The 12,301-nt window shown below is 44.5% G+C and carries 13 protein-coding genes; 11 read left to right on the plus strand and 2 right to left on the minus strand.

What is annotated here, in order from left to right:
• The first annotated feature begins 1 nt into the window (after window position 1).
• The 7 genes from nuoH to QME03_RS07745 are packed head-to-tail and all read left to right on the plus strand — an operon-like array spanning window position 2 to window position 7,461.
• Window positions 2-1,090 carry an NADH-quinone oxidoreductase subunit NuoH gene (nuoH, locus tag QME03_RS07715; protein ID WP_025817203.1) on the plus strand — a complete coding sequence of 363 codons (1,089 nt, stop codon included), beginning with the start codon at window positions 2-4 and terminating at the stop codon, window positions 1,088-1,090.
• Window positions 1,091-1,100: 10 nt separating this feature from the next.
• On the plus strand, window positions 1,101-1,631 hold the full coding sequence (locus QME03_RS07720; RefSeq protein ID WP_025817201.1) for a NuoI/complex I 23 kDa subunit family protein: 531 nt from the start codon (window positions 1,101-1,103) through the stop codon (window positions 1,629-1,631).
• 17 nt (window positions 1,632-1,648) lie between these two features.
• Window positions 1,649-2,170 (plus strand): NADH-quinone oxidoreductase subunit J family protein, encoded by a 522-nt coding sequence (locus QME03_RS07725; protein WP_025817199.1) that lies wholly within the window; start codon window positions 1,649-1,651, stop codon window positions 2,168-2,170.
• Window positions 2,167-2,475: an NADH-quinone oxidoreductase subunit NuoK gene (nuoK, locus tag QME03_RS07730; protein WP_025817197.1), complete on the plus strand. Its 309-nt coding sequence runs from the start codon at window positions 2,167-2,169 to the stop codon at window positions 2,473-2,475. Before QME03_RS07725 ends, nuoK begins: the two co-directional genes overlap by 4 nt.
• Window positions 2,476-2,481: 6 nt before the next feature.
• The gene (locus QME03_RS07735) at window positions 2,482-4,440 is read left to right on the plus strand and encodes an NADH-quinone oxidoreductase subunit 5 family protein (protein ID WP_025817196.1); all 1,959 of its coding nucleotides are present in this window, start codon (window positions 2,482-2,484) and stop codon (window positions 4,438-4,440) included.
• Window positions 4,441-4,473: 33 nt separating this feature from the next.
• Window positions 4,474-5,979 carry a complex I subunit 4 family protein gene (locus QME03_RS07740; RefSeq protein ID WP_281723988.1) on the plus strand — a complete coding sequence of 502 codons (1,506 nt, stop codon included), beginning with the start codon at window positions 4,474-4,476 and terminating at the stop codon, window positions 5,977-5,979.
• 12 nt (window positions 5,980-5,991) lie between these two features.
• Window positions 5,992-7,461: an NADH-quinone oxidoreductase subunit N gene (locus tag QME03_RS07745; protein ID WP_281723989.1), complete on the plus strand. Its 1,470-nt coding sequence runs from the start codon at window positions 5,992-5,994 to the stop codon at window positions 7,459-7,461.
• Window positions 7,462-7,632: 171 nt separating this feature from the next.
• On the opposite strand, the gene QME03_RS07750 is transcribed toward QME03_RS07745, so the two are convergent.
• A complete protein-coding gene (locus QME03_RS07750) occupies window positions 7,633-7,857 on the minus strand; it encodes a MarR family transcriptional regulator (protein WP_281723990.1) in 225 nt (74 codons plus the stop codon).
• 71 nt (window positions 7,858-7,928) lie between these two features.
• Complete coding sequence (locus QME03_RS07755; protein WP_281723991.1) at window positions 7,929-8,381, minus strand: cupin domain-containing protein; 453 nt, start codon at window positions 8,379-8,381, stop codon at window positions 7,929-7,931.
• A 243-nt stretch (window positions 8,382-8,624) separates the two neighbouring features.
• Between QME03_RS07755 and QME03_RS07760 the strand changes: the two genes are divergently transcribed.
• From QME03_RS07760 to QME03_RS07775, 4 genes are all read left to right on the plus strand, one after another.
• Window positions 8,625-8,993: a winged helix-turn-helix transcriptional regulator gene (locus QME03_RS07760; RefSeq protein WP_025817192.1), complete on the plus strand. Its 369-nt coding sequence runs from the start codon at window positions 8,625-8,627 to the stop codon at window positions 8,991-8,993.
• 853 nt (window positions 8,994-9,846) lie between these two features.
• A complete protein-coding gene (locus QME03_RS07765) occupies window positions 9,847-11,103 on the plus strand; it encodes a C10 family peptidase (protein WP_025817191.1) in 1,257 nt (418 codons plus the stop codon).
• Between the two features lie 19 nt (window positions 11,104-11,122).
• Window positions 11,123-11,500: a hypothetical protein gene (locus QME03_RS07770; protein ID WP_281723992.1), complete on the plus strand. Its 378-nt coding sequence runs from the start codon at window positions 11,123-11,125 to the stop codon at window positions 11,498-11,500.
• Between the two features lie 190 nt (window positions 11,501-11,690).
• Window positions 11,691-12,068, plus strand: a complete 378-nt coding sequence (locus QME03_RS07775) for a BACON domain-containing protein (protein ID WP_025817916.1) — start codon at window positions 11,691-11,693, stop codon at window positions 12,066-12,068.
• Window positions 12,069-12,301: the final 233 nt, after the last annotated feature.

The following is a 12,301-nucleotide window of genomic DNA, read 5'->3' on the forward strand; positions in this document are numbered from 1 at the left end:
TATGTTTGACTTTTCAATCGTAACAACGTGGTTTGACAGTCTGCTGCGAGACACTTGCGGACTGAGTAGCTTTTGGGCAATACTCATCGAATGTGTGCTCGTGGGTGTATTTATACTGGCAGCCTACGCCATATTGGCAATCTTGCTCATATTTATGGAACGTAAGGTGTGTGCGGCTTTCCAATGTCGTCTCGGTCCGATGCGTGTTGGACCGTGGGGAATTTTCCAAGTTATCGCCGACGTTCTCAAGATGCTTATCAAAGAAATCTTTGCTGTAGACAAGGCCGACAAGTTGCTTTACGCCATCGCACCTATATTGGTGTTGGTGGGTTCGGTAGGTGCTTTCTCGTTCATGCCTTGGAACAACGGCGCTACAATCCTAGATTTCAACGTTGGTATCTTCCTCATGACAGCTATTTCAAGTATCGGTGTCATCGGTATATTCATCGCTGGATGGAGTTCGAACAACAAGTATAGCGTTATTTCGGCCATGCGTGGCGCAGTGCAGATGATTTCTTACGAGATGTCATTGGGTCTTTGCCTCATCACTGCCGTGATTCTTACAGGCACAATGCAGGTTAGCGGCATTGTTGAAGCACAGAGCGGCCCCTTCGGTTGGCTCATATTCCAAGGCCATATCCCAGCAATCATCGCCTTCTTGGTGTTCCTCGTTACAGGTAATGCCGAAGCAAACCGCGGTCCGTTCGACTTAGCCGAGGCAGAAAGCGAACTTACTGCAGGTTATCACACCGAATATTCAGGTATGGGCTTTGGATTCTTCTACTTGGCCGAATACCTCAATCTCTTCATTGTTGCTGGTGTTGCCTCCATGGTTTTTCTTGGTGGCTGGATGCCAATCCACATTGGTGTAGAGGGATTTGATAAGGTGATGGATTATATTCCAGGCATCGTGTGGTTCATTGGTAAAGCATTTGCTTTGGTTTGGGTATTGATGTGGATACGTTGGACCTTCCCACGTCTGCGCATCGACCAAATTTTGAAGCTTGAATGGAAATACCTGATGCCCCTGTCCTTACTCAACCTGGTGCTCATGACTATAATTGTGGCCTTTGGTTGGTACATTAAATAACGAAAACGACATGGAAGATAATAATAAATCATATTTTGGTGGTATACGAGATGGCATCAAATCGCTAGCCACTGGCTTACGTGTTACGTTGCGCGAATACTTCACGCCCAAGGTAACGGAGCAATACCCCGAAAACAGAAAGACCACTTTGCACGTGGCAAAACGCTCGCGCGGTAGGCTCGTTATGAAGCGCGACGAGAACGATGTGGTAAAATGTGTGGCTTGCTTGATGTGCGAAAAGGCTTGTCCTAATGGCACAATACGCATCGTTTCTGAAATGGTGACCAACGAGGAAGGCAAGAAGAAACGTCAACTTGTGAAGTACGACTACGACTTGGGCGACTGCATGTTCTGTGAACTATGCACCAACGCCTGCAACTTCGATGCCATCGAGTTCACCAACGACTTTGAAAATGCCGTATTCAACCGCGACAAACTGGTGCTCGAACTAGACAAAGAACACTACCAAAGCTCTTTGCCTAACATCATCGACGGCGGTGCGGAAAGCGAAATCGGAACTTTCAACACAAAAACAAAATAATAGGAGTAGACAACTATATGGCAAATATCATCATGTTTTGCATCTTGGCCGTTATTATCATTGGTTCGGCCATCGTATGCGTATTCACAAAGAGAATTATGCGGGCGGCTACTTTCTTGCTGTTCGTGCTCTTTGGCGTAGCAGGTGTTTACTTCCTGTTAGACTACACATTCTTAGGAACAGCGCAAATAGCTATCTATGCTGGTGGATTGACGATGCTTTACATCTTCGCGATCCAACTGGTATCGAAGCGCACATTGCAAGGTTTGCAAGAAAGACAACGCGGAAAAACCGTTGTTGCTGGCGCATTGGTAGCCCTTCTTGGACTGGTTACCGTTGGTTTGGTGCTGCTTAAGAACGAATTTATAGACATGTCGGCCAGCATGGTCGACGCCGAAGTACCCATGTCGGTTATCGGAGAGAAACTCGTTGGTGCAGGCAAGTATCAGTATGTGTTGCCTTTCGAGTTTATTTCTGTATTCCTCTTGGCTTGTATTATCGGTGGAATTATGATTGCAAGAAAGGAGGATAAGAAATGATACCTGTAGAATTATTATTGGGACTGAGCACTGTGCTCTTCTTTATCGGCTTTTTCGGATTTGTTACACGTCGCAACCTTATCGCGATGCTCATCTCCATCGAGCTGGTACTCAATTCGGTTGACATCAACTTTGCTGTTTTCAACCGCATACTCCACCCTGGAGAACTCGAAGGTTTCTACTTTTCCTTGTTCTCTATTGGCATCAATGCTGCCGAAACAGCTGTTGCCATCGCTATCATCCTTAACGTTTACCGCAGGTTCCACAGTGATCAGGTGAACAGTATTGAAAACATGAAACTATAAAAAACAATGGAATACAATTTTGTATTTTTAATACTACTTCTGCCTGCACTGTCGTTCCTCGTCTTAGGACTAGCAGGTATGAAGATGCCGCATAAGGTGGCGGGTGCCATTGGTACGGTGGTTTTGGGCACTATCTTCTGCCTTTCCATCTACACGGCATACGAATACTTCATCGGACAAGGTCGCGGTGCCGACGGTTTATATCCGCACGTCACAGCATTTAACCTCACTTGGTTGAAGTTCTCCGAACTTCTCACCTTTAACTTGGGCTTCCGTCTCTCGCCTATTTCGGTGATGATGCTAGTGGTTATCACCACTGTGAGCCTTATGGTGCACATCTACTCGTTTGGTTATATGCACGGCGAAAAGGGTTTCCAGCGTTATTACGCTTACCTATCGCTCTTCACCATGTCGATGTTGGGCCTTGTAGTGGCCACAAACATTTTCCAAATGTATCTTTTTTGGGAACTTGTGGGCGTGTCGTCTTACCTTCTAATTGGCTTCTACTATCCCCAAGGGGCTGCCGTTGCCGCATCTAAGAAGGCTTTTATCGTTACACGTTTCGCCGACTTGTTCTTCCTCATCGGTATTTTGATTTACAGTTTCTACGTTGGAACATTCAATTACGACCTCCACGCTATGCCCACACTTCACGAGCAAGTGGCTGGAGCTGCTGTAATGTTGCCCGTTGCGCTGTTCTTCATGTTCATTGGTGGTGCTGGTAAGAGTGCTATGTTCCCCTTGCACATTTGGCTGCCCGACGCAATGGAAGGTCCAACGCCAGTATCTGCACTTATCCATGCCGCCACAATGGTTGTTGCAGGTGTGTTCCTCGTGGCTAGTCTCTTCCCCATCTTTGTGGAATTTGCCCCCGAACAACTGCATTGGATAGCTTACATCGCAGCTTTCACGGCCTTCTATGCCGCCGCTGTGGCTTGTGTTCAAAGCGACATCAAGCGCGTTTTGGCTTTCTCTACCATCTCGCAGATTGGATTTATGCTCGTGGCTTTGGGTGTTTGCTTACCCGATCCGCACACTGGAGCTGTTGCCATGACTGAAGAGTACGCAGATGTGCAAGGACTTGGTTACATGGCTGGTATGTTCCACCTCTTCACTCACGCCATGTTCAAAGCTTGTCTCTTCCTAGGTGCAGGCTGTATCATACATGCCGTACACTCAAATGAGAAAGAATACATGGGCGGGCTACGTAAATACATGCCTATCACCCATATCACATTCCTCATTTCGTGTCTCGCCATCGCTGGTATCCCCCCATTCTCAGGATTCTTCTCGAAAGATGAGATACTAGTTGCTTGCTACAATTTCAGTCCTGTAATGGGCGCTGTAATGAGTGGCATTGCTATGATGACGGCTTTCTACATGTTCCGACTCTATTATGTGATATTCTGGGGCAAGAGCTACTACGAAACGCACATCAACGAAGGAGCGCATAAGCCCCACGAGGCACCGCTCACGATGACGTTCCCCTTAATATTCTTGTCTATCATTACAATTACCTGTGGCTTCTTGCCATTCGGCGAGCTTATTTCGGCCAACGGTATAGGTTTCCATACCCATATCAACTGGACCGTTGCAGGCACCAGTGTGGCCTTAGCTATTATCGGTATCGTAGCAGCAACGCTTATGTACAAGAATGAGGAAACACCAGTAGCCGACAAGTTGGCTAAGACCTTCCCCACACTTCACCGTGCAGCCTACAAGCGTTTCTATATGGACGAGGTTTGGCAATACGTAACGCACCGCATCATCTTCCGCCTAATATCAAAACCCATTGCGTGGTTCGACCGCCATGTTATCGATGGAACATTCGACTTCCTGGCTTGGGGTTCGAACGAAGCAGGCGAAAGCATACGCCCATGGCAAAGCGGCGACGTGCGCCATTACGCCATCTGGTTCCTTTCGGGAGCCGTTGCACTTACCTTGGTTTTGCTATACATGTTATAATATGAGGTAACAACCAGATAAAAGAAAAACAAAATGAGTATATTAACATTATTCGTAGTAATCCCCGTACTGATGTTGCTGGGCCTTTGGCTCTCTCGCAGCCTCAATCAAGTGCGTGGTGTGATGGTTGTCGGCTCTACGTGCCTGCTGGCACTGTCGGTTTGGCTCACCTTCGCTTTCCTTCAAATGCGCGATGCGGGCAACACCGATGCCATGCTGTTTCAATACACTGTGGATTGGTTTAAACCCCTTCACATAGCCTACGCCATAGGTGTAGATGGCATCTCAGTGGTAATGTTGCTCTTGTCGAGCATCATTGTGTTCACCGGAACCTTCGCATCATGGCAACTAAAGCCCCTAACAAAAGAATATTTCCTTTGGTTCACCCTGCTTAGCATTGGTGTTTATGGTTTCTTTATTTCGATAGACCTCTTCACTATGTTCATGTTCTACGAGGTGGCGCTAATCCCCATGTACCTGCTTATTGGCGTTTGGGGTAGTGGCAAAAAGGAATATTCGGCCATGAAGCTTACACTTATGCTCATGGGTGGTTCGGCTTTGCTTATCATTGGCATCATTGGCATCTACTTCTTTAGTGGTGGTACCACGATGAACATCCTCGAATTGCAAGCCCTGCACAATATTCCCGAGAGCGTACAAAAGGTACTTTTCCCCTTTGTATTTATTGGTTTCGGTGTGCTTGGCGCGCTTTTCCCCTTCCATACATGGTCTCCCGACGGTCACGCATCGGCCCCAACGGCTGTATCAATGCTCCATGCTGGCGTACTAATGAAGCTAGGAGGCTATGGCTGTTTCCGCATTGCCATCGTGCTTTTACCCGAAGCAGCTCATCAGCTTTCATGGATATTCATCATTCTCACCACAATCTCGGTGGTTTATGGTGCGTTCTCAGCTTGCGTTCAAACCGACTTGAAGTACATTAACGCCTACTCTTCTGTGTCGCACTGTGGATTGGTGCTCTTCGCATTACTCATGATGACACAGACGTCTTGCACGGGTGCTGTGCTTCAGATGCTCTCTCACGGCTTGATGACGGCCCTATTCTTTGCCCTCATCGGTATGATTTATGGTCGAACCCACACACGCGACATTCGTCAACTGGGTGGTTTAATGAAGATTATGCCTTTCCTTAGTGTGGGTTATGTCATTGCTGGTTTGGCCAACTTGGGTCTTCCAGGCTTCTCGGGTTTCGTTGCAGAAATGACCATCTTCGTTGGTTCGTTCCAAAACAACGACGTATTCCATCGCTCTGCCACTATCATTGCCTGTACGGCAATCGTTACTACAGCAGTCTACATCTTACGTGTTGTGGGCAAAATTCTCTATGGCAAGGTTGCCGATCCTCATTTCGAGGAACTCACCGACGCCACTTGGGATGAGCGTTTTGCCGTTGGCTGTCTCATCTTCTGTGTTGCCGGACTTGGTATTGCTCCGCTTTGGGCGAGCAACATCATCAGCGACACGTTGGGCCCAATTATCGAACACATCAACAATGTAACCGCAATAGCATCACTTTAAACGCTTCCTACAATGAATTTAGATTATAGTCAGTTTTTCCATATGATGCCCGAGGTTACCTTGATGGCTTTGTTGGTGATTGTCTTCATCGTAGATTTCGTCACTGCTCACAAGGCTCCCATCGTGTTAACCGACGAAAAGACGGCTCCTTCACCACGCCCCTGGTTCAACCCTCTGGTGTGTATCTTCATGCTTGCTCACATTCTTGTGAACATTTGTCCCACCGAGTCGGCTTCGGTATTTGGTGAAATGTATGTCACTTCGCCCATGATTGGCGTGGTTAAAACCATCCTAGCCTTTGGTACACTCATTGTTTTCATACAAGCACGTACGTGGCTTTCGCGTCCCGATAGCACATTTAAAGAAGGTGAGTTCTACATGCTCATCATTTCTACGCTTCTTGGCATGAACATGATGGTTAGTGCCAACCACTTCTTGCTCTTCTTCTTAGGGCTCGAAATGGCTTCTGTGCCCATGGCTTGCTTAGTGGCATTCGACAAATACCGCCACAATTCGGCTGAAGCAGGTGCCAAATTCATCCTCACCGCAACCTTTTCTAGCGGTGTGATGCTCTATGGACTCACCTTCATCTATGCCGACGCTGGTTCGCTTTACTTCAACGAGGTGGCAAAAAACCTATCGGCAACGCCCATGACATTGATGGGTATGGTGTTCTTCTTTAGCGGATTGGGATTTAAGATTTCGCTTGTACCTTTCCACTTCTGGACTGCCGACACCTATCAAGGGGCACCAACCACCATCACAGGTTATCTGTCTGTAGTGTCAAAGGGTGCTGCAGCCTTTACGCTCTGCACCATCCTGATGCACGTTTTCGGTGCGCTTTTGCAGCAATGGCAATACCTTTTGGGCATCGTCATTGTGTTGAGTATCACCATTGCCAACCTCTTCGCCATTCGCCAAACCGAATTGAAGCGTTTCATGGCCTTCAGTTCTATTTCGCAAGCAGGATATATCATGCTGGCAGTGATGGGTAATTCGGGCATGGGTGTAACCGCTCTCACCTATTACATATTGGTGTATGTGGTGGCCAACATGAGTGTTTTCACCATTATCAGTGCCATCGAAGAGCGCAACAACGGCGTAACAGACATGGATGCATACAACGGGCTCTACTCCACCAACCCCAAGTTAGCCTTCCTCATGACGTTGGCCCTCTTCTCGCTTGGTGGCATTCCTCCCTTTGCAGGTATGTTTAGCAAGTTCTTCGTATTTATGGCCGCTCTCGAACAGGGCAGTGCTTGGGCTTATTTAATTGTGTTCATCGCCTTGATCAACACCGTTATCAGCCTTTACTACTACTTGCTCATCGTTAAGGCGATGTACATCAACAAGAGCGAAAACCCGTTGCCAGCCTTCAAAAGCGACTGTAACACGCGCTTGGCCTTAGCCATCTGCACCATAGGCGTTGCACTCTTCGGCGTTTGCAGCTACGTGTACGACTGGATTTTCGCCGCCCTGTAACCCTCACGAACCATCTTGCCCACGAGGATAAAACACTTATTTCCCAAGGGCACACAAGTAATAAAGCCCCGAAAGCGTTATGCTTTCGGGGCTTTTTCTCGTTAAACGCGGGCATTACTAGATAACACATGCCCATCCACAACTCCTAATGCGCAATGGCACTGCACTTCGTCAACACTTAATTTGCATCTCACACCAACCCACAAGTTCTTTAACATAAGGCAATACCGATTGCCCTAATGGCGATAAGCGATACACACCGCTTGAATGCTCAAGAAGATGGTCTTCCATCAAGATACGAACGGCAGATACAACCTGTTGATACTTCATCCCTACTATCCCCCAACAAAGTTGCTCCATTGAAGCCGACACGCGCTCGTCTAGAACAAGTATCACCCATAAAGCATCTAATCCGCAAAGCCTTGAAAGGACATTGCGGATTGGACATGTAGGAAATTGCGGGTCGATTACCATGTTAGCTTATCGCCAAGTATCACACCATCCCCAGCAGGAGAATCGTTTTCGCCAAAGCTATCGGCCTTGTATTGTATGCAAAGCATCAGCATCTCGCCCTCACCAGTGTTCTTTAAGGCGCGCTTACCCGCTGGAGCAACTCGTACGATGCTACCTTCCGACACGGGGAACACCTCGCCATCAACCTGATACTCGCCCGCGCCTTTAAGGATAAAGTACAGTTCTTCGTGGGTTTTATGCGTATGAAGAAAACCACTATCCTGACCAGGAACCAGCGTTTGGAACGACACTTCGCTACCTGTTGCTTGCAATGCCTGGCCCACAAACACCTTTCCAGGTATTTCAATGTCGCCCAAAGGCAGTACATAATCCTTCACTTCGCTTAACTTACCGATATTCACAGCTGTGAAATTCTTACCTTCTGTTGTTGTCTTTACAGTCTTCATAATCTTTATTGTATAATTAATTTTGTGTTTAATCGTCATTGTTCTGACGATGCAAAGGTATTCACAATCAATGGTTCGCACAAGTAGGCACAATAAGGTGAGCCAGTTACCTTAGAGTAAGTAATGCTGAGAGCAAGTGAGTTGCGCCTTTAAGTTTTAGCACTGTTTAACAATAAACAGACAAGCATTGCAAAGGATAATAGTTACTTTTGTGCAGTAAAGCAACTTAAAAACCCTATTAAAATGAACAGAACAGAAGTACGTGACGCCCTTTATCCCGATTGCCCCATCCGAAATATACTATCGCGAGTGGGTGATAAGTGGTCGATGTTGGTGCTTTTCACCTTAGAAACAAATGGAAACTTGCGTTTCAAGGAGTTGCAACGCAACATTCCAGACATATCTCAAAAGATGCTCACGGCTACTTTAAAGATGCTCGAAGGCGATGCACTTATTACCCGCGTTGCTTTTCCCGAAGTTCCGCCACGCGTAGAGTACTCGTTATCTGCCAAAGGCAAGAGCCTACTTCCACATATTAGCAATCTACTTGCGTGGGCAACCGAACACATGGGCGAAATTATTGAGTCGCGCCAACGTTACCTACTAAAGTAAGAAGGGCATTTTAAGGGGAAAAGGCGAGAAAAAAATGATTACGCCATCATCCTTTTAAATCTTTTTCTCGTCAACTTGTAATCTTTAGCGGACAGTAATAATTCTAAAAGTCGCAACCACCGAAAACCAACATCAGACTTTAACTTGTTTTCCAAAGCTGCATGTAAGCACAATAGCATACATCAACTTTCACTACACATAAAAAACAGTGTACAAAGGTGTTTGTACTCACACTACAACCCACTCGTAGTGACACTACAAACCACTTGTAGCCGCATTTCATGCTTGTTGGCACACAGCAGCTTCTTTACACAATATTTGTTTTTTACGTCTATCATGCAATTTAGCATAAACCTACTGCAACCTAGTTGAATGTGCACATTAACTCCTATTATCGAAGTTTTTTACTTAAAATAGATGCAACAAAAAGGATTGAAATCCAAACGAGGTTTTAACCCCAAACTTTTATATATAGAAAACGTTTTTCCAAGCAGAAAAAATTCCATTATTTGTATTGCCGATTTGGAGAAAAAATTCTAACTTTGTAATATATTATCTTACTAAATATTTAGTAAGCCTTATGTAATATTTATAACGAACCTAATTATCAACAGAAAGGAACTATTATGAGTACAAAAAGTTTTTTACTTCTATCGTTGGTGATAGTCTTTTCTATTAGTTTGAGTGCTTGTCAGGATGCAGAGACAGAGGTTTCAAAAAATCCTCTTCCTGAAGAAACTACTCAATTGCATGCCATTTCTACCGATAAGGCATTATCTAACCTAGACAACTTCCTTATGGATGGCTCAACAAGAGGGGGGACTCTCACCCAAAGATTGTTAGTGTAATTCCAATGAAAATGGATGAGGTCACTACACGGGTGGCCACCTCTAATGCGAACAACATTTTATATGTTGCAAATTTCGCAGACAACAAAGGCTTTGCTATTTTAGCAGGAGACGATAGAATTCAAGAAAAGGTGATAGCTGTGGCTGATAAAAGTAATCTAACGAAAGAAGACGTTGATGCCGTAGCTTCCTTCTTTAAGAACAATGAGAATTACATAAACAAGGTCTATCCCACCACTGGCGACGGACTCTTTACAGTAAAAGATTATCCTGATGAGTCTTTTCTTAATCCGAACACTTTTTCCACCTATGACGCTTCAATGGATGATAATTGGGTTGGAAACTTTCGTGAGGAAGACAATCAGTCTGTTACTAGAGCAGGTCGTCCCGAGGATGATAGTAGGAAATCAATTCTAACATATTGTGCATATTATGCTAGAGACGAAGTACATAATGGGAATGGTAGTGGTTCAGACCCAAATGATTCATACACTAGAAACACTACAATCTCTGATTGGAAAGACATTAAACAAACCAATAATATCTTAAGTGCGTATGATCATTGGGATCAAGACTATCCTTTTAACGACTTATATCCTAATAGACGGAAATTCCTCATCTTTGGAAAAAAGAGAAAAGCACCTGCTGGATGTTTCCCCTTATCGTTAGCAAAAATAATGACCCATTTTAGGCAGCCAGCTAGTTTCTCGTACAATGGCTATGTAGTTGATTGGGGTGCAATGAACAATCCTTACTCAGCATCAGGTCGGGTATCTGCAGCAGTTTTACTAAAAGGCATTTCTGAATGGTGTGGTTCTATGTATTTCTACGCAGGAACTTTTACTTTCCCATCAAAGGCTTCTTCTTTTTTAAAAGATATGGGATATAATGATGTACACAGATGTAACTATAGCTACGATAGGGTTTCGTCGATGATAGATAATGGTCGCCCAGTGATTATTTATGCTATACCTGGCATTAGGGTTTGGAACAGCCATGCCTGGATTATTGACGGCTATAAAATAAAATCAAGGCAAAAGGAGACAAAACTATATAAAAATGGAAAACTAATTGATAGCAGTACAACTACCGAAACATGCCGTATGGTACATTGCGATTTCGGCTGGGGTGGTCCTTGTAATGGATATTATGTTGATGGAATATTTAAGCTAGATAGCGATAAGAATGATTATGATCGTCCTTGGTTAAGAAAAAAAGACACAAACTATAACCATCATATGCGTATAATCACTTACAAATAACTAATAGAACTGGTGAATTATGGAAAAGAAACATGGACTTGTAGCACTTTTGTTGCTGCTCTTATTGGTGGCTTGTGGTCCTACTGATAACTATGGTTATCCCTCGAAAATTAATTTTGGGAAAGAGGGAGGCACTAAGTTTTGTTCTGGCAGGCTCGGGATGTCAAATATTAACATTAACGATTATAATGGAAATGGCGAGTCTGAAATTATCATAGATGAGAACGACACCATCATTGCAAAGTATTATTGGTTAACAGCGAAGTTCAAAAGACTTGTTGGGCCTGAAATAAAAATAATAGCAGAGCCGAATACAACGGGGAAAAAACGCACTCTCTATGTTTATGGCCCTATTTATAATGATTATGTAACCATCAAAGTAACTCAAGATAAGTAAATGGTTAGGGAAGTCTTAAACGCCTTACTGTAGTAGATCTGTGCCTTACTGGGCTATATAGGCAAGACCAAAGGCGCATTGTATATTGGTGTTATAGGTATAACCATCGTATCATGTGGGATGTTGTAGGCACACTTCAACCACCATATACGTATTATCACTTACAAATAACTAATACAACTGGTGAATTATGGAAAAGAAACATGGACTTGTAGCACTTTTGTTGCTGCTCTTACTCGTTGCTTGTGGGCGTTTGGACAATTATGGCTATCCCTCAAAAGTAAGTCTAGGCAGAGAAGGTGGCACAGTAATCTGTTCCGGGAAAGAGGGCTTTTATGATGTAACCATCAACGATTACAATGGATATGGCGAAACAAAGCTTAGTAAGGGCGAGAACGACACCATCATCGCGACATATTATTGGCTAACTGTGAAGTACAAGGAGTCTTTTAATAATGATATGAAGATAATAGCAGAGCCAAACACAACAGGGAAGAAACGGACACTTTATGTTTATTGCATGGTGGACAACAGTGGTGCAACCATCAAAGTAATTCAAAGTAAGTAAATGGTTGGTGAAGTATTAAACGCCTTACTGTAGTAGAGCTGTGCCTTGCTGGGTTATATAGGCAAGGCCAATGGCACATTGTATATTGGTGTTATAGGTATAACCATCGTATCATGTGGGTTGTTATAGGCACACTTTAACCATCAGACACGTATAATCACTTACAAATAACTAATAGAACTGGTGAATTATGGAAAAGAAACATGGACTTGTAGCACTTTTGTTGCTGCTCT

Source organism: Hoylesella shahii (assembly GCF_937990675.1).
In the GTDB taxonomy this organism is placed as follows: Bacteria; Bacteroidota; Bacteroidia; order Bacteroidales; family Bacteroidaceae; genus Prevotella; species Prevotella shahii.

What these genes read in the sequence shown, in the direction of transcription:
- nuoH (WP_025817203.1), top strand. Translation starts at nt 2, where the DNA reads ATGTTTGACTTTTCAATCGTAACAACGTGGTTTGACAGTCTGCTGCGA.
- QME03_RS07740 (WP_281723988.1), top strand. Translation starts at nt 4,474, where the DNA reads ATGAGTATATTAACATTATTCGTAGTAATCCCCGTACTGATGTTGCTG.
- QME03_RS07765 (WP_025817191.1), top strand. Translation starts at nt 9,847, where the DNA reads ATGAAAATGGATGAGGTCACTACACGGGTGGCCACCTCTAATGCGAAC.
- QME03_RS07755 (WP_281723991.1), bottom strand. Translation starts at nt 8,381, where the DNA reads ATGAAGACTGTAAAGACAACAACAGAAGGTAAGAATTTCACAGCTGTG.
- QME03_RS07760 (WP_025817192.1), top strand. Translation starts at nt 8,625, where the DNA reads ATGAACAGAACAGAAGTACGTGACGCCCTTTATCCCGATTGCCCCATC.
- QME03_RS07720 (WP_025817201.1), top strand. Translation starts at nt 1,101, where the DNA reads ATGGAAGATAATAATAAATCATATTTTGGTGGTATACGAGATGGCATC.
- QME03_RS07735 (WP_025817196.1), top strand. Translation starts at nt 2,482, where the DNA reads ATGGAATACAATTTTGTATTTTTAATACTACTTCTGCCTGCACTGTCG.
- QME03_RS07745 (WP_281723989.1), top strand. Translation starts at nt 5,992, where the DNA reads ATGAATTTAGATTATAGTCAGTTTTTCCATATGATGCCCGAGGTTACC.
- QME03_RS07775 (WP_025817916.1), top strand. Translation starts at nt 11,691, where the DNA reads ATGGAAAAGAAACATGGACTTGTAGCACTTTTGTTGCTGCTCTTACTC.
- QME03_RS07725 (WP_025817199.1), top strand. Translation starts at nt 1,649, where the DNA reads ATGGCAAATATCATCATGTTTTGCATCTTGGCCGTTATTATCATTGGT.
- QME03_RS07770 (WP_281723992.1), top strand. Translation starts at nt 11,123, where the DNA reads ATGGAAAAGAAACATGGACTTGTAGCACTTTTGTTGCTGCTCTTATTG.
- nuoK (WP_025817197.1), top strand. Translation starts at nt 2,167, where the DNA reads ATGATACCTGTAGAATTATTATTGGGACTGAGCACTGTGCTCTTCTTT.